Here is a 23,837-nt window from a genome sequence, read left to right on the forward strand (position 1 = left end):
GCCCCGACATCGCAGCACCGGCCACGTAGCGCCGACCATGCAGCACCGGCCACGAAGACCCGTCGGGCAGAGCCGTCAGGCGAAGACGACCGTCCGGCTTCCGTTCCGCAGGACGCGGTGTTCCGAGTGCCACTTCACGGCGCGGGCCAGCGCCTGGCATTCCACGTCGCGGCCGACGGCGACCAGCTGTTCGGGGGTGACGGCGTGGTCGACGCGTTCGACTTCCTGCTCGATGATCGGGCCTTCGTCGAGGTCGGCGGTGACGTAGTGGGCGGTGGCGCCGATGAGTTTGACGCCGCGCGCGTGGGCTTGGTGGTACGGCTTGGCGCCCTTGAAGCTCGGGAGGAAGGAGTGGTGGATGTTGATGGCCCGGCCTTCGAGCTGCTTGCACAGGTTGTCGGAGAGGACCTGCATGTAGCGGGCGAGGACGACGAGTTCGACGTCGAGGTCGCGGACCAGGTCGAGGAGCTTGGCTTCGGCCTCGGGCTTGGTGTCGCGGGTGACCGGGATGTGGTGGAACGGCACGCCGTAGGTGCGGGAGAGTTCCTCGAAGTCGCGGTGGTTGGACACGACGGCCGCGATGTCGACGGGCAGGGCGCCGATGCTGGCGCGGAAGAGCAGGTCGTTGAGGCAGTGGCCGAACTTGCTGACCATGACGACGATGCGCATCTTGGCGTCGGCGTCGTGCATCTGCCAGTCCATGTGGAAGGACGCGCCGACGGCGGCGAATCCGGCGCGCAGGGCGTCGACGGTGACGTTGTCCTCGGCGGTGAAGTGCACGCGCATGAAGAAGAGGCCGGTGTCGCGGTCGCCGAATTGCTGGCTGTCGACGATGTTGCAGCCGGTCATCATGAGGAAGCTGGCGACGGCGTGCACGATGCCGCGCTTGTCCGGGCAGGACAGGGTGAGGACGTAGCCGCCGTTTCCGCCCGTGCCGACCGTTCCGGCGTCGACCGTCTTCGGTACGGACTGCAGGGGCTGGTCGGACATGCGCGCGCCTTTCCTCGGGTTGGGGGCAGGGGGCTCCACCCGGGGGGTGGAGTCCTCCAGGATCGCATGCCGTCGGGCGTGGTCGGCGCCCGCCGGTGCGGATGCGGGTGGTCAGCGCCCGCCGGTGCGGATGCGGAGGACTTCGAGGGTGTCGGGTCGTCGGACGGGGTCGTCGGCGTCCGCGGTGGCGAGGCGCCGGTGGGCGTCGCCTGCGGCGTCCACGAGGGCGGGCCAGCCGGGGTGGCCGAGGTAGGCGGAGGCGGGGGCGTCTTCGCCTATCTCGTGAAGGACGCCGAGGATGGCCAGGACGGCGCGGTCGACGGCGTCGGCTTCGTCGCCGTCGACGAAGATCCGGCCGATGTAGGTGGCGGCCGACCAGCGGTCGAGCCAGGTGTCGCCGACGAGGCGGTAGACGGCGTCGGTGACGGTGCCGTATTCGTCGCGCCCGGCGAGCCAGCATTCCTGCTGGAAGGCGGGGTCGCCGAACATGTGGAGTGCCGAGCGGACCTGGGCCCGCCATCGCCACCACGGAACGGTGTTCTGCCGCATGCGTGCCATGGTGGCGTTCCCCTCCTCGTTCCCGCTGCCGGTTCACCGGATTGTCCCGCGACCGTGATGTGCGGTTCGGGTTCGACCCCTGGATCATGCCGCAGTCGGGCACGCCGGGCCGAGCGGAGGTCAGGAAAAGCCGAGCATTCCGGGTGAGTCGATGTCGACGGCGATGATGCCCGGCGGGTATGCGTCTTCGTTGTCGGTCAGCAGGATGGACATGCCGACGAACTCGGCGCGGGGGAGGGCGCAATAGAGGGCGTGGCAGGTGTCCGGTCCGCCGTGCCCGTCGCGGATCATCGTGCCGACGGTGGCGGCCGCGGTGCTGCCGAGGTCGTCCACGGTGACAGCCGAGTAGGCGAGCACGCGGCGGTAGAGGCCTTCTTCCCGCGCTTCGGCCTGCATCAGGCACAGCGCCGGAATCGTCAAGCGGTCGGCAGGGGTCCGCGCCATGTTGGCGGCGAGCATGTTCAGGGTCTTGTGGCCGCGGGCCAGAGCGGTGACGGCGCCGGTGTCCAGGATGATCACGAGGCGCCGCCCGGCTTCGCACGGGCTTTGGCGGCGGCCATCTTGTGGAGGTTCGCCAGGATGTCGGGCGCTTCCTCGAACTCCTGGTCGCTCAGGTCGACGCCGATCAGGCGCCGGGCGACCTCGCGGTCCGCGGCGAGCCGTTCGGCGCGTTGCGCCGCAGTCGGCTGCTCTGCGGCGATCGCCTCGACGAATTGGCCGATGGTCATGCCGCGTTCGGCGGCGAGTTGGGCCAGGTGGTCACGGGTCTCCCTGGGCACCTGAATGGTCGTGTTCGCTGCGGCCATAGCGTCACCATAACGCTTCTATGGCAGGGAGCGCGCCTCATTTGCCGGAGTCGGGGCACCGCACGAAGCGGACAACGCCACCGCCTCGTCGTAACGGGCGAGCACAAGGTCGGCGAGGGCCGGGTGGGCGCCGAGCGGCGCGGCGGCTGTGGTCGCCCCCGCCGCCGCGGCCTTGCGGGCGAAGTGGCCGGGGCCGAGGAGGTAGCCGGCGAGTGCGACGTGGTCGGCGCCCGATGCGCGCAGCGCGTCGACCGCGTCCCGCGGTGTGGGTGTTCCGGCGCACAGGTAGGAGGGCACGACGGTGCGGCCGGTCAGGTCGGCGAGCAGTTCGGCCATGCGTGCGGTGTCCGCGTTGGCGGAGGCGTCCGTGGACCCGGCGGCGGCGAGCACGATGGCGTCGCACCCCGAGTTATCCACAATTCCGCTGGTTTCCACCTTTTTATCCACAGGCTGTGGACGGAATGCCCCCACTTCCGCCAGCCGGTCGAGCAGGATGTCCGCAAGCCTCGGGTCGGGCCCGAGCGCGCCGGCCACCCGGGCGCTGACCTGCGGCGCGGCGGCGAGGGCCGCGGGTATGTCGTGGCGGACGTGGTAGCCGGCGCCGAGCAGCAGCGGCACCACGACGACGTCCCCGGACAGCCGGTTGAGGGTGTCGGAGAGCAGCGGTTCCGCGACGTCCACATAGCCGACCTCGACGCGGAGCCCGGGCCGGAGGCCGCGGACCAGGTCGAGCAGGTCGGCGGTGGCGGCGAGTCCGGCGCGGTCGCGGGTGCCGTGTGCGGCGGCGACGAGCGGGATCACGGGTCGACCGCCAGCCGGTAGCCGCGTTTGGTGACGGTGCGGACGAGGCCGGAGTGCGGGCCGAGTGCGGTGCGGAGGCGGGCGACGGCGGCTTCGACGGCGTGTTCGTCGGCGCGGGCGCCGGACCAGACCTTCTTGAGCAATTCGGCGCGGCTGAGTACCCAGCCGGGTTTTTCGGCGAGGGCGCGGAGGACCGCGCCGGGGACCGGGGGGAGCCAGATGGTGCGGCCGCCGACGAGGACGGCGTTGCCTTGGAGGACGAGCCGGTCGGTGCCGGTGTCGAGTTCGCGGCGGGCGCGGCGTGGGAGTTCTTCGGCGATGGTGCGGACGAGGGAGCCGAGCCGGCCGCGTTCCGGCCAGACGGTGTCGACGCCTTCGTCGAGGAGGGGCCGGGCACACACCGGTCCGATGCAGATGGGGAGGACGTCGCCGCGGAGGGCGTCGAGGAGTTCGGTGCGGCGGCCGAGGTGGTCGGCGGTGTCGAGGAAGGCCTCGATGGCGGGTGAGCTGGTGAAGGTGAGGGCGTGGATTTCGCGGCGCACGGTGGCGTCGACGAGTTTGCGGACGGCGGCGGGGTCTTCCGGGGGTCCCCAGCGGTAGACGGGGACGGGGATGACGTGGGCGCCGCGTTCGCGGAGGGCGGTGGTGAAGTCTTCGAGGGGTGCGCCGTGTTCCTGGACGGCGATGCGGCGGCCGCGGAGGTCGCGGGCGAGGAGCCAGGTGAGGAGTTCGTCGCTGGCTTCGGAGCCGGGCGAGTAGACCTCGCGGAGGCCGGCGGCGCGGATGGCGCCGGTGGCTTTGGGGCCGCGGCTGACGACGACGGCGGCGCGGCAGGCGGCGACGAGGGCGGTGCCGTGTCCCCAGCCTTCGGCGGCGCTGATCCAGCCGCGCCAGCCGACGCCGGTGGTGGCGACGACGTAGTCGAGGGGTCGGGCGAGGCAGGCCTCGGTGGCGTGGCGCAGGACGGTGTCGTCGCCGATGGGGACGATGCGCATGGTCGGTGCTTCGACGACTTTGGCGCCGCGGCGTTGCAGGAGGGCGACGAGTTCGTCGCGGCGTCGGGCGGCCGTCACCCCGATGGTGAATCCGACCAGCGGCTCGGCCGCGTCCGTGGCTGTACCCATGCCGTGAGGCTGGCGGACGTGTGTTTCGGTGCTGTTGCGTGGCGGTCACGCCCCGGTTAGGGGTGTCGTGCCTGGTGGCGTGCGGGGTGTCGGTGCGCTCACGGGTCGGCGGGGGGTGTGTGAGGTGCCCGTACCTCGGCCGCAACACTGGTGTCGTTGCCGTGTAACGGCGTGCGGACACGCTCTTGTGCATGACACGGACCGTTGAGGCAGCGCCGCAGGAGCAGCGCGCGGCCGTCACCGAGACGCACTGCCCGTACTGCGCTCTGCAGTGCGGGATGGGGTTGGCGTCGGGTGGTGTGGGGCTGCGGGTGGTGGAGCGTCCGGAGTTTCCGGTGAACCGGGGGGCGCTGTGCGGCAAGGGCCGGACTGCGGCGGAGGTGCTGCGGGCGGGGGTGCGGTTGTCGGCTCCGCTGGTGCGGGGTGCGGACGGGGTGCTGCGTGAGGCGGGGTGGGACGAGGCGCTGGACCGGGTGGCCGCGGGGTTGTCCGGGGTGCAGGCGCGGTTCGGCCGGGATGCGGCGGGGGTGTTCGGCGGCGGGGGGCTGACGAACGAGAAGGCGTATCTGCTGGGGAAGTTCGCGCGGATTGCGTTGCGGACGAAGAACATCGACTACAACGGGCGTTTTTGTATGTCGTCGGCTGCGGCGGCGCACCGGAAGGCGTTCGGGATCGACCGGGGCCTGCCGTTTCCGTTGGCGGATGTGGCCGGGACGGGTTGCGCGATCGTGGTGGGGAGCAATCTCGCGGACACGATGCCGCCGGCGCTGCGGTATCTGACGGAGTTGCGCGACAACGGCGGTTCGCTGGTGGTGGTCGATCCGCGGCGGACGCGGACGGCGGAGCAGGCGACGCTGCACTTGCAGCCGGTGCCGGGCACGGATCTGGCGTTGGCGCTGGGGCTGCTGCACCTGGTGATCGCGGGCGGCTATGTGGACGAGGAGTTCGTCGCGGCGCGCACGTCGGGTTTCGAGGCGGCGCGGGCGGCGGCGATGGCGCACTGGCCGGAGCTGGTGGAGCGGATCACCGGGGTGCCGGTGCCGTCGATGCGGCGTGCGGTGGAGCTGTTCGCGGGCGCGGCGTCGGGGATGGTGCTGACGGCGCGGGGTCCGGAGCAGCAGAGCAAGGGCACCGACACGGTCGGGGCGTGGATCAACCTGTGTCTGGCGACGGGCAAGGCGGGGCGCCGGTATTCGGGGTATGGCTGTCTGACGGGGCAGGGCAATGGGCAGGGCGGGCGGGAGCACGGGCAGAAGGCCGACCAGCTGCCGGGCTACCGCTCGCTCGTGGATCCGGCGGACCGGGCGCATGTGGCGGGGGTGTGGGGGGTCGATCCGGAGGAGCTGCCGGGGCCGGGGCTGAGTGCGTACGAGTTGTTGGACGCGCTGGGTTCGGAGGTGCGGGGGCTGCTGGTGATGGGGTCGAACCCGGTGGTGTCGGCGCCGCGTGCCGCGCATGTGACGGAGCGGCTGGAGTCGCTGGATTTCCTGGCGGTATGCGATGTCGTGCTGTCGGAGACGGCGCTGCTGGCCGATGTGGTGCTGCCGAGTGCGCAGTGGGCGGAGGAGACCGGGACGACGACGAACCTGGAGGGCCGGGTGATCCTGCGGCAGGCCGCGGTGAAGCCGCCGCCGGGGGTGCGGACGGATCTGGAGACGCTGCACGGTTTGGCGGCCCGGCTGGGGCGGCCGGCGGGGTTCCCGGTGGAGCCGGAGGCGGTGTTCGCGGAGCTGCGGGCGGCGACGGCGGGGGCGCAGGCGGACTACGCGGGGATTTCGTACGAGCGGATCCGGCGTGAGGACGGCGTGTTCTGGCCGTGTCCGGCGGAGGACCACGCGGGGACGCCGCGGTTGTTCCTGGACCGGTTCGCGACGCCGGACGGGCGGGCCCGGTTCGCCGAGGTGGCGCACCGTCCGGCGGCGGAGCTGCCGGATGCGGAGTATCCGCTGTATCTGACGACGGGCCGGGTGCTGGCGCAGTACCAGTCGGGTGCGCAGACGCGGCGGGTGGCGGAGCTGAACCGGGCGGCGCCGGGTCCGTTCGTGGAGGTGCATCCGCTGCTGGCGCGGCGGCTGGGGGTCGCGGAGGGCGATGCGTTGGCGGTGACGAGCCGGCGGGGCCGGGCGGTGGCGCCGGCGCGGGTGACGGAGGCGATTCGGCCGGACACGGTGTTCATGCCGTTCCACTGGGGCGGCGAGGGCCGGGCGAATTCGCTGACGAACCCGGCGTTGGATCCGACGTCGCGGATGCCGGAGTTCAAGGTGTGCGCGGTGCGCGTGGAGCGTGCCGAGGCGGAGGCCGGGGCGCCGGTCGCGGCCGCGGCCGCGGCGGCCGGGAGCGCGCTGTGACGGCCCGCCGGATCGCCGTGGTCGGGGCGGGCATGGCCGCGGCCCGGCTGGCGTCGCAGGTGCTCGTCCGGGACGCGGGTGCGGAGATCACGTTGTTCGGCGACGAGCCGCAGGCGCCGTACAACCGGGCGCTGCTGGCGGATGTGCTGACCGGGCGGTTCGCGCCGGACGCGGTCCGGCTGCCGACCGGCGGGGCACGCGTCCGCACCGGCTGCGAGGTCGTCGACGTGGACGTGGCCGGGCGCACGCTGCGCTTGGCCGACGGGACGGCGGCGGGCTACGACACGCTGGTGTTCGCGACCGGCTCGAACCCGGTGCTGCCGCCGATCCGCAATCTGCACTGCACGTCGAACACCGGCGAAGGCGGCGAACTGAAGCAGGGCGTGCACGCGTTCCGCACTCTTGCGGACGGTTCGCGGCTGGCGGCCGCGGTGCCGGAGGCGCGGCGGGCCGTGGTGGTCGGCGGCGGAGTCCTCGGGGTGAGCGCGGCGCGGGCGTTGGCGGCCCGCGGCCTGCCGGTCGAGGTCGTGCACCAGGCGCCGTACTTGATGGAACGTCATCTCGACGAGGCGGCCGGGGACGCGCTGCGGCGCGCGCTCGGGGCGCTGGGCGTCGAGGTGTATGCGGAGAACCGCGCCAAGTCCCTGTTCGGCACCGACCGCGCCGAAGGCGTCGCGCTCGCGAACGGGTACCGGTTGGACGCCGACCTGGTGGTGCTGGCCTGCGGGGTTCGTCCCCGGGTCGGCCTGGCGCGGGCGGCCGGTGTCGAGGTCGGCACCGGGATCGTCGTGGACGACCGTCTGGCGACCAGTGCGCCGGACGTGTTCGCGATCGGCGACTGCACCGAACACCGCGGCAGCGTCCACGGATTGGCGGGCGCCGCGTGGGAGCAGGCGGACGTGCTGGCGGACCGGCTGTGCGGCGGCGGCGCCGTCTACAGCGGGTCGCGGACGTTCGCGCGGCTGACCGCGGGCCCGGTGGAGGTGGCCGCGTTCGGCGACGTCGACGCGGTGCCGGGGCTGCACGACGTGATCCGGCTCGCGGATCCGACGCGCGGCTCGTACAAGAAGCTCGTGCTGCACGGCGACCGGCTCGTCGGCGGCATCCTCGTCGGCGACCTGGCGACCGTCGGCGCGCTGACCCACGCCTACGAACGGGACGAAGCGGTCCCCGAGGACCCCCTGCACCTGCTCATCGCGCAAGGAGCCCCCCAGTGATCGAGTCTTCCTCCCCGATGACCCCCTCCTCTGTCCCTGCCCGTTCCCCTGCCGGCGGCCGGCTGGTGCTGGTCGGCCACGGCATGGTCGGCCAGCGGTTCCTCGAAGCGCTGGCCGCGCAAGGCGGCGGCTGGCAGGTGACCGTGCTGTGCGAGGAACCCCGCGCGGCGTACGACCGGGTGCACCTGACCTCGTACTTCTCCGGCAGCAGCGCCGAGGACCTGTCGATGGTCCCGGCCGGGTTCCTGGACGAGCACGGCATCGACCTGCGGCTCGGCGACCCGGCGGTGTCCGTGGACCGCGAGGCGCGCACGGTGACCGCGCGCAGCGGCGCGGTGTTCGGGTACGACGCGCTCGTCCTGGCCACCGGTTCTTATCCGTTCGTGCCGCCGGTGCCGGGGCACGACGCCGAGGGCTGCTTCGTGTACCGCACGATCGAGGACCTCCAGGCGATCGAGTCGTGGGCCGCGGGGTCCCGGGTCGGCGCGGTGGTCGGCGGCGGCCTGCTGGGCCTGGAGGCCGCGGGCGCGCTGAAGGCGATGGGCTTGGAGACGCACGTCGTCGAGTTCGCGCCGCGGCTGATGGCGATCCAGGTGGATGCGGGCGGCGGCGACGCGCTGCGCCGCAAGATCGAAGACCTCGGCGTGGCCGTGCACACCGGCGCGGGCACCCAGGAGGTCGGCGTGGACGACGCCGGCCGGGTGCGCAGCATGGCGCTGTCGAACGGCGAGACGCTCGGCGTCGACCTGGTGGTGTTCTCCGCCGGGGTCCGGCCGCGTGACCAGCTCGCCCGCGAGTGCGGCCTGGACGTCGGCGAACGCGGCGGAATCGCGGTCGACGCGACCTGCCGCACGTCCGACCCGCGCATCTGGGCGATCGGCGAATGCGCGCTCGCGGCCGACGGCCGGGTCTACGGCCTGGTCGCGCCCGGCTACCAGATGGCCGAGACGGTCGCGCACGAACTCAGCGGCGGATCGGGCTCGTTCACCGGCGCGGACACCTCGACCAAGCTGAAGCTGCTGGGTGTGGACGTGGCCAGCTTCGGCGACGCGCACGGCACCGCCGAAGGGTGCCTGGAGGTGCTGTACTCCAACACCCGCGAAGGCGTGTACAAGAAGCTCGTGGTCGGCGCGGACGGGGCGCTGCTCGGCGGCGTGCTGGTCGGCGACGCGGACTCGTACGACCTGCTGCGCCCGCTGTGCCTGTCCGGGGCCGCGCTGCCCGCCCCGCCCGAGCAGCTCGTGCTGCCGGCGTCGGCGGGCGCGCCGGTGGCGATCGGCGCGTCGGCGCTGCCCGACGAGGCGCTGGTGTGCTCGTGCCACAACGTCAGCAAGGGCGCGATCCGGGCGGCGGTCGCCGAGCAGGGCTGCGCCGACGTGCCCGCGGTGAAGAAGTGCACGCGGGCGGGCACCGGCTGCGGGTCGTGCGTGAAGATGCTGACGACCATCGTCAACGACGAACTCGCCGCGCAGGGCGTCGAGGTCGCGAAGGGGCTGTGCGAGCACTTCGGCTACACCCGCGCCGAGCTGTTCGAGATCGTGCAGGTCCGCGGCATCACCTCGTTCGCGCGGCTGGTCGACGAGCACGGGACGGGTGAAGGCTGCGACGTGTGCAAGCCGGCCGTCGCGTCGATCCTCGCGTCGCTGTCCAACGGGCACATCCTCGACGGCGAGCAGGCGTCGCTGCAGGACACCAACGACCACTTCCTCGCCAACCTCCAGCGCAACGGCTCGTACTCGGTCGTGCCGCGGATCCCCGGCGGTGAGATCACCCCCGAAGGCCTCATCACCATCGGGGAGATCGCCCGGGACTTCGGGCTCTACACGAAGATCACCGGCGGGCAGCGGATCGACATGTTCGGCGCCTCGGTCGACCAGCTTCCGGTCATCTGGCAGCGGTTGGTCGAAGCCGGGTTCGAGTCCGGGCACGCGTACGGCAAGGCGCTGCGCACCGTGAAGTCGTGCGTGGGCGAGACCTGGTGCCGCTACGGCGTCCAGGACTCGGTCGGCATGGCCATCGAACTCGAGCTGCGCTACCGGGGCTTGCGGTCGCCGCACAAGCTCAAGTCGGCGGTGTCCGGGTGCGCCCGCGAATGCGCCGAAGCGCAGAGCAAGGACTTCGGGGTCATCGCCACGTCGGCGGGCTGGAACCTGTACGTCGGCGGCAACGGCGGCATGACGCCCCGGCACGCCGACCTGCTCGCCGCCGACCTGGACCGGGACACGCTGATCCGCACCATCGACCGGTTCCTGATGTTCTACATCCGCACCGCGGACCGCCTGGAACGCACGGCGCCGTGGCTGGAACGCCTCGAAGGCGGCCTCGACCACCTGCGCGCGGTGATCATGGACGACGCGCTCGGCATCTGCGACGACCTCGACGAGCTGATGCAGCGCCACGTCGCCACCTATGCGGACGAATGGCGCGAAACCCTCGAAGACCCGGAGCGGCTGCGCCGGTTCGTGTCGTTCGTCAACGCGCCCGGCACGCCCGACCCGACCGTCACGTTCGTCCCCGAACGCGCCCAGATCCGCCCCGCCAAGCCCGGCGAGGACGGCACCGTCCTCGCTTCGCCCGCCCTGGTCGCGGGCCCGACCTTGGAGGTACGCACCTCGTGAGCACCCTCGCGGACACCACGGCCCACCCCGTGGACGCCCTCGTCGAGATCGCCGCCGGCACCGACTGGACGCCGGTGTGCCGGATCACCGACCTGATCCCCGGCCGCGGCGTCGCCGCGCTCGTCGACGGCGCCCAGGTCGCCGTGTTCCTGGACCGCACCGGTGAGGTGTACGCGGTCGGCAACTACGACCCGTGCAGCGGCGCGCACGTCATCTCGCGCGGCATCCTCGGCTCGCGCGGCGACGTGCCGGTGGTCGCGTCACCGATGTACAAGCAGGCGTTCGACCTGCGCACGGGCCTGTGCCTGGACGCGGACGACGAACCCACCGCGCTGCCGGTCTACGGGGTCCGGATCCGGCAGACCGCGGGCGCGAAGGTCGCCTGAGCACCACGACGGGCCGGGGCGGCAGGCGAGGCCCCCCGGCCACCCGGGTGGCGCACGGCCTAGATCTCCGTCGCCGCCCGGGTCGGCAGGCCCGACTGGGTCGCCACCGGGTTCCACAGCGCCACGGCCTTGTTCTTCGCCTGGGTGGCTTCCTTGCCCGCGTCGTCCGCGGCGCGCTTGTTCTTGCCCTCGTCCTTCGCGCGCTTGCCGTCCCGGCACTCGCCCTGCGCGTTCTCGGTGCCCCACGCGGCCAGCGACCGGTCCGACTTCGCGGACGCCGTCCACGCCTTGCGCAGCCAGTCGACCAGCTGCGGGCCACTGGCGATCTGATCGGTCTTCAGCTTCCCGAGCCGGGCGATCTGCTTGTCGCGCTGCGCGGCCGCGTCGTTGAGCGTCTGCACCGCGTTCTGCACGTCGCCGCACTTCTGGATCTCGGTCACCGCCCCGTTGACCTTGACCCGCGCGCCCGCACTCAACCCCATCAGCTCGTCGAGTTCCTGCGCCTGGGTCTTGGGCGCCGGCGCGGACGAGGGCGGCGCCGCCCCGGCGGACCCCGAGGCCGTGGGCGCGCCGGAGCCGGCCCCGGCGTTGTTCGCCGCATCGGCCTTGCCGTCCCCGCCGTCGAATGCTCCCGCCGCGAAGAGGCCCGCGAACAGCAGCACCACCGCGGCGCCGATCCCGCCCGCCACCAGCGCCCCGCGCGGCACGGACCGCCCGCGGCCGGACGGCGCACCGGGGTAGTCGTCCTGGCGCGGCGGCATCGCGGGCGGCGCGTACTGCGGCTGGCCGCCGGGGCCGCCCATCGGCGGCGGCGGGACGGAGAGCGGCGGAGCGGACGCGTAGGGAGCCGGCGCGGGCCCCGTCGACGTCCCGGGCCGGAAGAGGTTCCCGAACGGGTCCTCGTCCGGCGGCGCACCCGCCGGGGAACCGGCCGGCGGCGGCCCGGGCTGTGCCGGCCCGGCGGGCGGGCCGTAGACCGGAGGCGGGCCGACGGGCGACGGGTAACCGGGCGGGTAACCGGGCGGCGGGCCCGCCGGGTAGACGGGCGCGCCCGCACCCGGGGGCGGCAGCAGCATCGACGGCGTGGCCACGCGGGTTCCGCCCGCGTCGCCGTAGTCGTCCGGGTCGTACGCCGGCTGCCGGTAGTCCGTCTCGTCGCGCGGCAGCTCCAGCGGGCCGAAGATGGACAGGCCTTCTTCCCTCGGCTCGCCGGGATCCGCCCCGCGCCCGCCGGGGCGGCTCACGCCGCACCCCGCACGCGCCACGCGCCGCATTCGCGAAGCGCACCCGTGCTCCGGGTCATCCGCTCGCCGCGCTCGCTCACGATCTCGTTCTCCCTGTGCCTCGGGCCGGACGTGCCGGCTCGCGTCTTCGCCGTTGAGTCGCCCTTGACGCTAGCCGAGACGCTCGACACACGAACAGCGGTTCGGTCCCGCCACGAACAGTTTCGGCCGGAGAGCCCAACCGACGGGCCCGAATGCGCGCCTGACACTGCGTCAGACCCCCGTCCGGCAGACCGCGACCCGCGACTCGGGCGCCGGACAGGGCCGTGGCGCCGTGGACCCCGGCAGGACCGCGAAGCGGCTCGACCACAGAACGACGCCCGCCCGCAGAGCACCCGGCCCGGCACGCACTCTGCCGCGCCGCCGAAGGGTCCGGGCGCAGCACCCCCGGGTGGCGTCGCCTGCCCGGCACGCACCGCCGAAACGTCCGGTCCGCCCCCACGCCGTCGGCTCCCCATCCTGCCCGCCACCCGACGCCGCAACCGGCCCCCACCCACCCCCGAGCATGCGGATACCCCCGGCGTCGGCCCCGAGGACGCCGGGGGTATCGCATGGCCCGGCTGGCCTGCGCCCCGGTTGCGGCGTCACGGGACGCGGCGCGGGCCGTCCGGTGGGGGCGGCACGGGCCGCCCCGGTCGGGGTCCGGGGAGCCGGTCCGCGGTGAGCGCCGCGGGCCGGCCCCCGGCCCCTTGGTCCGTGTCTGGTGGATCTTCGATCCACCAGACACGGACTAAGCCGGAATGTCCTCCTCCCCTGCCGACCGGGCCGCGTCCAGGAACTCGCGGGCGATCGGTTCGCCGTCGAACGCCGCCAAGCGGCGGCGGAAGTCGCGGAGGTACTCCTGGCCGCGCGCCGAGTGCAGACGGCTGACGAGCCCCAGCGCGTCGGTCGCGACCGCGCAGGCCTCGTCGAGCCGGTTCTGCTGGAGCTGCGCGGTGGCCAGCAGCAGCGTGTCGACCGCCCGCCGCCGCACCCGCGTCTCGGCGTGGCCCGCCAGGGCCGCCCGCGCCGCTTCCTCGGCCTGGCGCGGCAAGCCCAGGTCGCGGTAGCAGTGCGCGAACTCGTCGGCCAGGTAAGCCCGGTCGAAGTGCGCGATCCACGCCGGGTCCGCACCCGGCCGGGACTGCTCCATCGCGGTCTCGGCCCGCCCCAGCGCGCTCTCACACGCCCGCACGTCGCCCAGCTGCGCGTGCCCGCGGGCTTCCGCCGCGTGGAACATGGCCATCGTCGTCGCGGTCGCTCCCTCCCCGGTCGCGGCGGACCTCGACCCTTCCTGCGCGGCACGCGCCAACTGCGTTATCTCGCGCGGGTTTCCCAGGCTTCCGGCGAGGTGGCTCATGCCCGCGGCGAGGACGTAGCCGCCGTACGGCCGGTCGTCCGCGGCCTGGGCGAGCCGCAGCGCCTGGATGTAGTAGCGCTGCGCGAGCCCGGGCTGCCCGGTGTCCACCGCCATGTACCCGGCGAGTTCGGTCAGCCGCGCGACCGCGGCGAACAGCGCCCGGCCGGTCTCGTCGCTGTAGGTCCCGTTCAGCAGTCCCGACACCACCGACCCGAGGTAGTGCACGACGACCGGCCGGATGTGCCCGGCGCCGAACCGGTGGTCGAGCACCGACAGCATCTCCGTGGTGCACAGCACCGCCTCGACGTCCGACGCGCCGACCTTCGGCCCGCCGATCCGCGCCACCGCGGCGTCCGGCCGGGTGATCAGCCAATCCCGGCTGGGTGCCACCAGCGCGGCCACCGCCACCGACGAGTTCAGCAGGAAATCCCGCTTGTTGACGTCGCTGCGCCACAGCTCGGTGACGATCTCCACGGTCGCGGTCGGCGTCGCGGCGAACTGCAGGCCGACGTTGGTCGCCAGGCTGCGCCCGTCGGCCATGCCGGCTTCGTCGACGGTCACCGGGCGGCCGAGCTTGCGGCCCAGCGCCTCGGCGATCAGGTTCGGCACCGAGCCGCGCGGCTGCTGGCCGCGCAGCCAGCGCGCCACCGACGTCTTGTCGTAGCGCAGGTCCATGCCCTGTTCCGTGCCGCACATGTTCACCCGGCGTGCCAGCCCCGCGTTCGAACAGCCCGCTTCCTGTATGAGCGACGCGAGGCGTTCGTTGGGCTGGCGCGTCGCGAGCGACCGTGCGGCCATCTGCGTCCCCTCCCACAGGAGTCCCACTGGAGCGCCCCGGAGTCCCGGTGTGCCGGCTCCCCCACCGCACGGGCGGCGAACTCCCTTGGTACGGAAGCCCGGTACGCCTCGCACGCCACTTGTGACGGACGGTAGCCAGTCGATCGCGCACCCGGATAGGCATTTGGCGGCATGCGCCCCCGCCGCTGCACCCGTGCGCCCCCGTTGCGCCGGTCGGCGCAGGCTTCCCTGCGTCCCGTTCGGGTGACTTTCCGACCGACGTCCGGATAACGCCCGCCCGCGCAGTAACCAACGTGCGGCACCGCAGTTGTGAAGACGTGGAAGAGATCCCCGCGGCCCGCACTGTCGCCCGCGAAACGCTTGTAGACACCGCTGTGCGGTACGCGGAGGACCGCCACTGGGACGTCGTCCCCGGCACGTCCGTGCACGGCACCCCGCAGGGCCGCCGGTGCGGCTGCGGGCAGCCGGCGTGCAGCGCCCCCGGCGCGCATCCGCTGCACCGCGACTGGGCCAAGCAGGCGGGCGGCGGGCCCGCGCTCATCCGCCGCTGGTGGAGCGAGACGCCGGACGCGTCGATCCTGCTGCCGACCGGCCGGTCGTTCGAGGTGATCGACGTCCCGGAGCAGGCGGGCTGCCTGGCGCTGGCCCGGCTGGAGCGCATGGGCCTGCCGCTCGGCCCGGTGATCGCGACGCCGACCCGGCGCGTGCAGTTCTTCGTGCTGCCGGGCGCCCGGGACAAGATGGCGGACATGCTCCACCGGATCGGCTGGGGGTCGAGCGCGATCGACCTGGTGTGCCGCGGCGACGGCGACTTCGTGGTGGCGCCTCCGTCCCCGATGGGCGTGAGCGGCGCCGCGACGTGGGCGCGCGAGCCCACCGAGGCGAACCGCTGGCTGCCCGAGGCGCGCGAGCTGCTCAGCCCGATCGCGTACGCATGCGGACGGGCGATGGCGGACGCCTGAAAGCGGCCCCCGACCGGCGTTTTCCACCCCCGTCGGCACGACCGGAAAACGCCCGTGCGGGATCCCGGCGCTCACCGGGATCCCGCACGATTTCCGTCGGCCTGCCTCCGAGGCCGTCCCAAGGCCGTCCCAAAGCCGTCCCCGGGCCGCCCGCGGTCTTTCCGACGGCTCGTCAGCCGGCCGTCGCCGCGACCGGCACCGCCGCGGCCTCGCCGTCCGCCGCCGCGGCACGCACTTCGCCCACGCCCGGCAGGAGCAGGCAGCACAGTCCGGCGCCCAGCGAGGCGAGCCCGATGACGAGGAACACCGTCTGCGGGACGACCTGCAGGAAGATCAGGCTGGTGAACAGCACGCCGCCGACGTTGCCGTAGGCGCCGACCAGGCCGGAGATCTGCCCGGACAGGCGGTGCTGGATCTGCGGCACGATGGCGTAGACCGCGCCGTTGCCGCCCTGGATGAACACCGAGGCCAGCGCGAGCAGTCCGACGCTCTGCCAGACCGGCCACCCGGGGTCGATGCGCCACAGCACCAGGTAGCTGAGGAACGCCCCGGCAAGCAGCCCGAGCAGGGTGAGCTTGCGGCGCCCGGTGCGGTCCGACAGCCAGCCGCCGAACGGGCGGGTGAGCAGGTTGGTGCCGGCGAAGCACGCGGCGGCGGTGGCGGCGTCCGCGGTGTCCATGTCGAACAGCGTCTTGAAGAAGCTCGGCAGCCAGCTCGCCATGGTCAGTTCCGCGCCGAAGGTCACCATGTACGCGATGGCCAGCAGCCCCACCGGCGCGAACCGGTACGGCTCGACGGCCGCCGCCCCGCCGCGCAGCACCTCGCGGTTCGACTTCACCACCGCGTGGATCTGGTACGCGAGCCACGCCGCGACCACCGCGTACAGCACCGCGGCCGTGCCGTCCCCGATCACGCCGGGGAAGGTCTTGGGGCCCTTCGGCGTGGTCGTCGTGAAGTCCGCGTTGAGCCGGTAGACGACGAACCCGAGCGCGACCGCGAGCGGCACCTGCAGCGCCATCAGCCCGAACACCGCGGGGCGGCTGGTGACCTGGAGGCCGGGCTTGCGGGCGGCGGCGCGCTGGTAGGTCTTGCCGTCCGGGACGTCCCGCGCCATGAGCAGGAAGCACACGCCGTAGACGGCGGCGAGGAGGCCGGCCGTGCCGACGCCCCAGCGCCACGCGCCTTCGCCGTCCGCCAGCGAACTCGCCAGCACCGGCAGGGTGAGCGCGGCCGCGGCCGAGCCGAAGTTGCCCCAGCCGCCGTAGTAGCCCTCGGCGGTGCCGAGTTCCCGCTTCGGGAACCACTCGGCGACGAGCCGGATGCCGACCACGAACCCGGCGCCGACGATCGACACCATCAGGCGGCTGACCACGAGCAGCGTGTAGGACTGCGCGAGGGCGAAGATCGTGTTCGGGACCGCCGCGAAGATCAGCAGGCTGCCGTAGACGCGGCGCGGTCCGTACCGGTCGACGAGCAGCCCCACGAGGGTGCGCGCCGGGATCGTGAGCGCGATGTTGCACAGGGCGAGGGTGGCCTTCTGGCCGGCGGTCAGGCCGAACTCCGCGCCGATGTCGTCCATGAACGGCGCCATGTCGAACCACACGACGAAGCTGCACAGGAAGGCCAGCATGGCCAGGTGCAGCATGCGGTAGCGCCCGCGGAAGGACAGGAGGTTGCGGAGTCTCGGTCGGGACTGGTCGGCGGCGTCGGCCGAAGCGGTCGCGGTGGCCATGCGGGTCCTCCGTCGCTGCCCCTGGCGGGCTGTCGGTCTGCTGGATAGCGGCGACGGTGCCAAGCGCGTGTTTCCCGGGAAGGTCGCGAGTGCGCGCGCCAGGAAACATTCCGTTCAAGCGGCGGCGGCCCCGCCGTGAGAATCCGCCGGGCCCCGGGGCGACGTGGGGAATCCGCGGGGAGCGGACCCCGGACATGCCGGTGGGCGGGGTCCGAAGGCGCCCCGCCCACCGTGGAGGACGTGCATGCGGTCCGGGCCCCGCACACGGGGGTCCGGACCGGCGTGCGCGGCTAGCGCGACGCCACGAACACGTGCATGGCGATGTCCGGCGGAAGCTCCGCCGCCTCGCCGCCGCTGCCCGCCATGACCCCGCCCGGCGACTCGTGGACGCTCACCACCGCGCCGGGGCGCACGCCCGCGCGCCGCAGCGTGTACATGAGCTGGGCATCGGTCTGCAGCGGTTCGCCGATCCGGCGCACCACCACGTTCTTGCCCTCCGGCCCGGCCACGTCCAGGAGCGTGCCCAGGCCTTCCATGAAGTCGTCCGCGTGCATGTCGCGGTCCAGCTCTTCCAGGCCCGGGATGGGGTTGCCGTACGGCGACTCCTTCGGGTTCCGCAGCAGTTCGAGCAGCCTGCGCTCGACCTGCTCGCTCATGACGTGCTCCCAGCGGCACGCCTCGGCGTGCACCTGTTCCCACGGCAGCCCGATCACGTCCACGAGCAGGCACTCGGCGAGCCGGTGCTTGCGCATGACGCGCGTGGCCAGCGCGCGGCCCTCGTCGGTCAGCTCGAGGTGCCGGTCGCCTTCGACCGTGAGCAGCCCGTCGCGCTCCATCCGCGCCACGGTCTGGCTGACGGTCGGCCCGCTCTGCCCGAGCCGCTCGGCGATACGGGCGCGCAGCGGGACCACGCCCTCCTCTTCCAGCTCGAAAATGGTCCGGAGGTACATCTCCGTGGTGTCGATGAGTGCACTCACGACTGCCGGCTCCGTTTCTTCGTGGTCCTGCCCCAATTCTGGCCCACCGGACGGGCGGCCGGAGCCGTCCGTACCACCGGCGGGTGGTGCGCCGGTCGACAGCGCCCGGAAAACCGCCCTGGCGCGTACGCCGCCCGCTCCGGCACACCGCATTCGTGCAACGTTCCGACATTCTGTCGTCATCCCCGCGGGCCGGTCACCCGCCGCGCGGGATGCGGGTCCCCCGTTCGCCCGTCGTTCGCGTCCCGGACGCCGGACGCCCGTATGGGGCCGGCGGGGGTTGACAGCCGTGCCCCGCAACCCGCACCGTGCGTTGGTCTGTACCAATGGGATACCGGCGGGATAGCGACGGGAGAGGACGGGCGGCATGGCGGAGACGGCCGAGTTGGGCGCGCGGTACCTGGACGCGGCGATCGCGCTGCTGGAAGGGCTCCGCGACCGCGAGCTGCCCGCGGTCGACGACGCGGCGGACGGGATCGCCCGGGCGCTCGCGGCCGGCGGCCGGCTGTTCGTGTTCGGCGGCGGCCACTCCGCGCTGAACGCGCAGGACGTGGTCTACCGCGCCGGCGGCCTGATCCTGGCCAACCCGCTCATCGCGCCCGGCAACGACCTGTCGGTGCGGCCGATCACCACGAGCAGCGCGGTGGAGAAGCTGCCGGAGCTGGCCGCTCCGGTGCTGGACGGCGCGGGCGTCCGCGCGGGCGACGCGCTGGTGGTGCTGTCCCTCTCGGGGCGCAACGGCCTGCCGGTCGAACTGGCCAGGCTAGGCCGCGACCGCGGCGCGCTGGTCGTCGGCGTCACCTCGGTCGCGGCGAGCACCGCGGAGCCGTCCCGGCACCCGTCGGGGACCCGGCTGCTCGACAACTGCGACGTGGTGCTGGACGCGGGCGTCCCGGTGGGCGACGCCGCCCTCGCCGTCGACGGAGTCCCGCAGAAGATCGGCCCGACATCCGGCGTCGTGTGCTCCGCCCTCATGCAGGCGCTCATGGTGTCGGTCATCGGCCACATGGTCGCGCTGGGCGTCGAACCGCCGGTCTTCATGAGCGCCAACATCGCGGGCGGCCCCGAATGGAACGACCGCATGCTGGCGGAGAACGCCGACCGGGTGTTCTATCTCCGCTGACGAAGACCACTCCCGCCGCGCCGTGCTTGCCCCGTGCCCGCGCGTGCCACTGGGTACCGTGGAGCCCATGCCCGAGCCTGACGATCTCCGCCGCCCCGGCCCCCTCACCGTCGCGTCCCGCTTCAACGGGCCCCCGGAGTCGGGGAACGGCGGCTACGTCGCGGGGCGGCTCGCGGGCCTGCTGGACGGGCACCCCGCGGCGACCGTCACGCTGCGGCAGCCGCCGCCGCTGGAGCGGCCGCTGCAGGTGCTCGACGCCGACGAGGGCGGCCTGCGGCTGCACGACGGCGGCACGCTCGTGGCCGAGGCCGCCGCGGCGTCCGACGCGGTGCTCGACGACGCGGGCTTCGAGCCCGTCGACCCGGTGGCCTTCGACCTGGCCGCGGATGCGTCCGCGGCGTTCTTCGCCGGGCGCGACGAACACCCCTTCCCGACCTGCTTCGTGTGCGGCACCGCACGCGCCGAAGGCGACGGGCTGCGGCTGTTCCCCGGCCTGCTGCCGCAGCAGCCCGGCACCACCGCGACCCCGTGGGTGCCCGACGCGTCCCTCGCGGACGCCGACGGCGCCCGGGTCCGCCCGGAGTTCGTGTGGGCCGCGCTGGACTGCCCGGGCGCCTGGACCGTGCTCGGCGCGGACATCCCGCTGCTGCTCCTCGGCCGGTTCACCGCCCGCATCGACGCCCTCCCCTACGTGGGCGACCGCTGCGTCGTCATGGGGCGGCTGCTCGGCCGCGACGGCCGCAAGGTGCGCACCGCCACGACGCTCTACGACCCGGACGGCCGGATCGCCGCCCAGGCCGAGGCCCTGTGGATCGCGCCGCGGCCCGCGCAGGCTTCCTGACCCTCGATTTTCATCGGCTCCTTAACCCTCGCCGATCGCTTCCCTAAGAGCCCCATAAGGCGCTCCGATCAGGGGTTTCCTGCGTTTCGCCGGGTCTAGCGTCACGTGTCGAGGCACGAACGCACCGTTCCGGACCCCCGGCCGAAGGCAGAGGAACACCTCCTGATGAAGATCCGCCGCAGCGCAGCCGTCGCCATGGTCACCGCGTTTCCGCTCGCCGCCGGGTTCGCCGGCGCGGGCGAGGCCGCCGCGCACGGCACGTCGCAGAACCCGCCGAGCCGCATCCAACTGTGTTCGACGCAGGGCGGCGAGAACCCGGAGAACTTCACACTGTCCGCGTGCCGTGCGGCGAAGGCGGCGGTCGGCAACAACCCGCAGCCGTTCTACGACCCGAACGCGGTCAACATCGCGCAGGCCGCCGGCAACCACCGGCAGCTCATCCCGGACGGCAAGCTGTGCAGCGCGAACAACCCGCAGTACGCCGGCCTCGACCTGCCGCGCACCGACTGGCCGACCACGAACCTGCCGTCCGGCGGCGCCTACACGTTCCTCTACAAAGCGACCGCGCCGCACAAGGGCTCGTTCGAGTACTACATCACCAAGGACGGCTTCGACGTCGCCAAGCCGCTCAAGTGGTCCGACCTGGAGGCGAAGCCGTTCGCCACCGCGACCGACCCGCAGCTGCAGAACGGCGCCTACGTCATCAAGGGCCAGCTCCCGAAGAAGTCCGGCCGCCACCTGATCTACATCGTCTGGCAGCGCTCGGACAGCCCCGAGGCGTTCTACTCCTGCTCGGACGTGTCCTTCGACGGCAGCGGCAAGCCGGCCCCGACCGCACCGGCGGGCACCTCCGGCGGTGCCGCGAACACGAGCGGCGGCGCTTCGGGCGGGCACACCGGCCACGACGCCGCGACGCCGGCCGGCAGAACTCCGGCCGGTACGAACCCGCAGACCGGCAAGGCCGGTTCGGCCGCGCCGCAGGCCGCCGGACCGGCGTCCGCGGCCCCGCCCGGGGCAGCCGACGCCGATGTGGCCCCGGCCGCCGCCCCGGCCGCGCAGACCGGCGAACTCGCCCAGACCGGCGGCGGAGGCGCCTCCGTCGGGCTGCTCGCGGGCGGCGCGGGCGGCGTCCTCGCGCTGGGCGCCGGATCGCTGATCTACGCCCGCCGCCGCGCGCACCGCTGAGCCGCACCACGGCACCGCAGCACCACGGCACCGCAGCACCTCCCCACGAGCGCCGGGGTCCCCGTCCCTCCTCCGTCCGGATCAGGGGGCCTCGGCCCGTGCGACCGATGCCGACCGTGCTACGGCACCGGGTTCTTCGCGTCGTAGCGCCAGAAGCCGCGCCGGCGTGCGGTCAGCAGCAGCACCGCCACCACGCACGCCAAGCCGCCGCTGATCACCGAGACCCGCTCGGTGGCCAGCGCGGCGACGCTGCCCGACTCGAAGTCGCCGAGCCGCGGACCGCCGGCGACCACGACGATGAACACGCCGGCCAGGCGCCCGCGCATCTCGTCGGGCGTGGCGACCTGCAGAATCGTGTTGCGGAAGACCGCGCTGATGGTGTCCGCGCAGCCGGCGACCGCCAGGAACAGCAGACCCAGCCACAGCCAACTCGTCAGCCCGAACGCGGCGATGGCCAGGCCCCACGCGACGATCGACAGGATCACCGCGCGGCCCTGGTAGCGCACCGAGCCCAGCCAGCCGGAGAACAGCGAACCGGCGAGCGCGCCCACCGCGGGCGCCGCGGTCAGCAGGCCGACGGTGGCGGTGTCGCCGCCGTACCAGGCGACGGCGATGGCCGGAAAGAGCGCCCGCGGCATGCCGAACACCATCGCCGCGATGTCCCCGAGGAACGTCATCCGCACATTGGGCCGGCTGCGCAGGAAGCGGAATCCCTCGGCGACCGAGGCCCGTTGCGCGGGCTTGCCCGGGTCGTTGCCGTTCGCCCGCTCCGGCAGCATCGCGGGCAGCCGCCACATCGCGTACAGCGACGCGGCGAACCCGACGGCGTCGACGACGTACACCGTCTCGGTGTTCCACACGCCCATGATCAGGCCGCCGAGCATCGGCCCCAGCGTCAGGCCGAGGTTCATGCTCATCGTGGACAGCGCGTTCGCCGCCGGGAGTTGCTCGGCGGGCAGCAGCCTGGGGATCATCGCGCTGCGCGTCGGGCTGTTCACCGCGAAGAACGCCGACTGCAATGCCACCACGGTGTAGAGCAGCCACACCTGGTGCAGCCCCAGCACCGCCTGCACGGCCAGCACCAGCGACATGCACGCGAGGCCGGACGACGCGATCAGGCCGAGCTTGCGGCGGTCCATGCTGTCCGCGATCGCTCCGCCGAGCAGGCCGAACGCGACGAGCGGGAACAGCGAGAAAAGCCCCACCAGGCCGACCGAGAAATTGGAGCCGGTGAGGTCGTACACCTGCACCGACACGGCCAGCGCGGTCATCTGCTGGCCGAGCATCGACACCGTCGACCCGAACCACAGGCGGCGGTAATCCGGCGAGCCGCGGAGCGGCGTCACATCGGCGAATGCCTTGCGCGCGAATCCTCGGGTGCGCCCCGACGGCCGGTCGTCCGCGGCGGTGGCGGAGGGCGGGCTCTCGCGGGGCGCGGGTATGGGAACGGGGTCGTCTGCGGCGCCGGCTTCGGCCGGCTGCTGAGGGGCGGGCACGGCCACATCAAAGCGCACGAAGTGGCTGCTGTATTCCCGGGTTCCGGGTGAGATGCCCCACCTGCGAATTCCCTTTTAAATCCGTTGCGCCGCGGCAGATCGCGATCTACGTTCTGCGGTACACGGGAAAGGAGGTGGTTCGATCAATGAGCAAGTATCGGACGCGTGAGGTGGCTGCCCGCTAGCCGCCACTCCGGTCTCCCGACCGAAGTCAGGCCCGTTGCGACTGCAGCGCCACGGAGAGAGCCAGACGGTCGGCGAAAACCAGGCAGACACCCGACCCGCAGGCCGCCGAGGACGTCCCCTCGGCACCGTTCCACCCGGAGCGGAAGGCCTGCGGGTCGCTGCGTTTCCCGGGTCCCGGCCGCCCGCCGGGAAGCGGTTTCCGGACACCCGCCGTGTCCCGGCCGCGGCACCCGCCCGGCTGTTACCGTGCGCTGCATGACGAGCGAGCACTCCGCGCACCCGCCCCTCGCGGTGGTCACCGGCGCGAGCAGCGGGATCGGCGCGGCGAGCGCACGCGGACTGGCCGCGGCGGGCTACCACGTGGTGCTGACCGCGCGTCGGGCCGACCGGATCGAGGCGGTCGCCGCGGAGATCCGCGCGGCCGGGCAGTCCGCGGCGGCCTATCCCCTCGACGTGACGGACCGCGCGGCGGTCAACGCGTTCGCGGCCACGCTCCCGCGCTGCGACGTGCTGGTGGCGAACGCGGGCGGCGCCTTGGGGGCGGACCCGGTGGCGACCGGCGACCCGGCGGACTGGCTCGCGATGTACCAGGTCAACGTCATGGGCACGCTGCACACCACGCAGGCGCTGTTGCCCGCGCTGGTCGCGAGCGGCGCCGGGACGGTCGTGGTGATGTCGTCGACGGCCGCGCACACCGCCTACGAAGGCGGCGGCGGATATGTCGCCGCCAAGCACGGCACCCACGCGATCGCCGCCACGCTGCGGCTGGAACTCAGCGGCGAACCGGTGCGCGTCGTCGAGCTGGCGCCCGGCATGGTGAAGACCGACGAGTTCGCGGTCAACCGGATGCGCGGCGACGCCGCCAAGGCCGCCGCCGTCTATGCCGGGGTCGAGAAGCCGCTCACCGCCGAGGACGTGGCGGACGCCGTGGTGTGGGCGGTCACCCGCCCCGCGCACGTCAACGTCGACCTCCTGGTGCTGCGCCCGCTGGCCCAGGCCGCCCAGCACAAGGTGCACCGGTCGGGCTGACCCCGGATCCGCCCCGCGGCACCCGGGGCGGCGTCGGG

Annotated in this window: 20 protein-coding genes; 9 read left to right on the top strand and 11 right to left on the bottom strand. The window is 73.4% G+C overall.

All coding sequences use genetic code 11. From position 1 onward, the window contains the following. Positions 1-75: 75 nt before the first annotated feature. The 6 genes from purU to ABEA93_RS20165 all read right to left on the bottom strand — a co-directional run bounded on the left by purU (position 76) and on the right by ABEA93_RS20165 (position 4,279). Entirely contained in the window at positions 76-990 is a 915-nt protein-coding gene (gene purU, locus ABEA93_RS20140) for a formyltetrahydrofolate deformylase (protein WP_345677024.1), read from the bottom strand. 111 nt (positions 991-1,101) lie between these two features. Continuing rightward, positions 1,102-1,548, bottom strand: coding sequence for an SCO4402 family protein (locus ABEA93_RS20145; protein WP_425585015.1), 447 nt, complete (start codon positions 1,546-1,548; stop codon positions 1,102-1,104). Positions 1,549-1,668: 120 nt separating this feature from the next. Next, a complete protein-coding gene (locus ABEA93_RS20150; protein ID WP_345677026.1) occupies positions 1,669-2,067 on the bottom strand; it encodes a PIN domain-containing protein in 399 nt (132 codons plus the stop codon). Further along, positions 2,064-2,354: a hypothetical protein gene (locus tag ABEA93_RS20155; RefSeq protein WP_345677027.1), complete on the bottom strand. Its 291-nt coding sequence runs from the start codon at positions 2,352-2,354 to the stop codon at positions 2,064-2,066. Before ABEA93_RS20155 ends, ABEA93_RS20150 begins: the two co-directional genes overlap by 4 nt. A gap of 18 nt (positions 2,355-2,372) precedes the next feature. Then, positions 2,373-3,155: a sirohydrochlorin chelatase gene (locus ABEA93_RS20160; protein WP_345677028.1), complete on the bottom strand. Its 783-nt coding sequence runs from the start codon at positions 3,153-3,155 to the stop codon at positions 2,373-2,375. After that, positions 3,152-4,279 (bottom strand): uroporphyrinogen-III synthase, encoded by a 1,128-nt coding sequence (locus tag ABEA93_RS20165; RefSeq protein WP_345677029.1) that lies wholly within the window; start codon positions 4,277-4,279, stop codon positions 3,152-3,154. Before ABEA93_RS20165 ends, ABEA93_RS20160 begins: the two co-directional genes overlap by 4 nt. Positions 4,280-4,470: 191 nt before the next feature. Between ABEA93_RS20165 and ABEA93_RS20170 the strand changes: the two genes are divergently transcribed. From ABEA93_RS20170 to nirD, 4 genes are read left to right on the top strand one after another with little or no spacing between them, the layout of a single operon-like run. After that, the gene (locus ABEA93_RS20170) at positions 4,471-6,627 is read left to right on the top strand and encodes a molybdopterin oxidoreductase family protein (protein WP_345677030.1); all 2,157 of its coding nucleotides are present in this window, start codon (positions 4,471-4,473) and stop codon (positions 6,625-6,627) included. Between the two features lie 32 nt (positions 6,628-6,659). After that, on the top strand, positions 6,660-7,844 hold the full coding sequence (locus ABEA93_RS20175) for an NAD(P)/FAD-dependent oxidoreductase (RefSeq protein ID WP_425585025.1): 1,185 nt from the start codon (positions 6,660-6,662) through the stop codon (positions 7,842-7,844). Between the two features lie 17 nt (positions 7,845-7,861). Then, the gene (nirB, locus tag ABEA93_RS20180) at positions 7,862-10,462 is read left to right on the top strand and encodes a nitrite reductase large subunit NirB (RefSeq protein WP_345677201.1); all 2,601 of its coding nucleotides are present in this window, start codon (positions 7,862-7,864) and stop codon (positions 10,460-10,462) included. Continuing rightward, the gene (nirD, locus tag ABEA93_RS20185; protein WP_425585016.1) at positions 10,459-10,848 is read left to right on the top strand and encodes a nitrite reductase small subunit NirD; all 390 of its coding nucleotides are present in this window, start codon (positions 10,459-10,461) and stop codon (positions 10,846-10,848) included. Before nirB ends, nirD begins: the two co-directional genes overlap by 4 nt. A 59-nt stretch (positions 10,849-10,907) precedes the next feature. On the opposite strand, the gene ABEA93_RS20190 is transcribed toward nirD, so the two are convergent. Both ABEA93_RS20190 and ABEA93_RS20195 read right to left on the bottom strand, forming a co-directional pair. Further along, positions 10,908-12,092 carry a hypothetical protein gene (locus ABEA93_RS20190; RefSeq protein WP_345677032.1) on the bottom strand — a complete coding sequence of 395 codons (1,185 nt, stop codon included), beginning with the start codon at positions 12,090-12,092 and terminating at the stop codon, positions 10,908-10,910. Positions 12,093-12,861: 769 nt separating this feature from the next. After that, complete coding sequence (locus ABEA93_RS20195; RefSeq protein ID WP_345677033.1) at positions 12,862-14,268, bottom strand: NsdA family TPR-like regulatory protein; 1,407 nt, start codon at positions 14,266-14,268, stop codon at positions 12,862-12,864. A 317-nt stretch (positions 14,269-14,585) separates the two neighbouring features. Between ABEA93_RS20195 and ABEA93_RS20200 the strand changes: the two genes are divergently transcribed. Continuing rightward, positions 14,586-15,230, top strand: a complete 645-nt coding sequence (locus ABEA93_RS20200) for a bifunctional DNA primase/polymerase (protein WP_345677034.1) — start codon at positions 14,586-14,588, stop codon at positions 15,228-15,230. Positions 15,231-15,402: 172 nt separating this feature from the next. Here ABEA93_RS20200 and ABEA93_RS20205 read toward each other — a convergent pair whose 3' ends face one another. Together ABEA93_RS20205 and ABEA93_RS20210 are read right to left on the bottom strand one after the other, a co-directional pair. Further along, positions 15,403-16,962 carry an MFS transporter gene (locus ABEA93_RS20205; RefSeq protein WP_345677035.1) on the bottom strand — a complete coding sequence of 520 codons (1,560 nt, stop codon included), beginning with the start codon at positions 16,960-16,962 and terminating at the stop codon, positions 15,403-15,405. A gap of 290 nt (positions 16,963-17,252) precedes the next feature. Further along, positions 17,253-17,939 (bottom strand): iron-dependent transcriptional repressor DtxR, encoded by a 687-nt coding sequence (locus ABEA93_RS20210; RefSeq protein WP_345677036.1) that lies wholly within the window; start codon positions 17,937-17,939, stop codon positions 17,253-17,255. A gap of 367 nt (positions 17,940-18,306) precedes the next feature. On the opposite strand from ABEA93_RS20210, the gene ABEA93_RS20215 reads away from it, so the two are divergent. From ABEA93_RS20215 to ABEA93_RS20225, 3 genes are all read left to right on the top strand, one after another. Beyond that, positions 18,307-19,062 (top strand): sugar isomerase domain-containing protein, encoded by a 756-nt coding sequence (locus ABEA93_RS20215; protein ID WP_345677037.1) that lies wholly within the window; start codon positions 18,307-18,309, stop codon positions 19,060-19,062. Positions 19,063-19,129: 67 nt separating this feature from the next. Continuing rightward, positions 19,130-19,903, top strand: coding sequence for a hypothetical protein (locus ABEA93_RS20220; RefSeq protein WP_345677038.1), 774 nt, complete (start codon positions 19,130-19,132; stop codon positions 19,901-19,903). A 165-nt stretch (positions 19,904-20,068) separates the two neighbouring features. Next, complete coding sequence (locus tag ABEA93_RS20225; protein ID WP_345677039.1) at positions 20,069-21,088, top strand: lytic polysaccharide monooxygenase auxiliary activity family 9 protein; 1,020 nt, start codon at positions 20,069-20,071, stop codon at positions 21,086-21,088. 119 nt (positions 21,089-21,207) lie between these two features. Here ABEA93_RS20225 and ABEA93_RS20230 read toward each other — a convergent pair whose 3' ends face one another. Continuing rightward, the gene (locus tag ABEA93_RS20230; RefSeq protein ID WP_425585017.1) at positions 21,208-22,584 is read right to left on the bottom strand and encodes an MFS transporter; all 1,377 of its coding nucleotides are present in this window, start codon (positions 22,582-22,584) and stop codon (positions 21,208-21,210) included. Between the two features lie 441 nt (positions 22,585-23,025). On the opposite strand from ABEA93_RS20230, the gene ABEA93_RS20235 reads away from it, so the two are divergent. After that, on the top strand, positions 23,026-23,799 hold the full coding sequence (locus ABEA93_RS20235; protein WP_345677040.1) for an SDR family NAD(P)-dependent oxidoreductase: 774 nt from the start codon (positions 23,026-23,028) through the stop codon (positions 23,797-23,799). Positions 23,800-23,837: the final 38 nt, after the last annotated feature.

This window comes from Yinghuangia aomiensis (genome assembly GCF_039542225.1).
GTDB classification, from domain to species: Bacteria; Actinomycetota; Actinomycetes; order Streptomycetales; family Streptomycetaceae; genus Yinghuangia; species Yinghuangia aomiensis.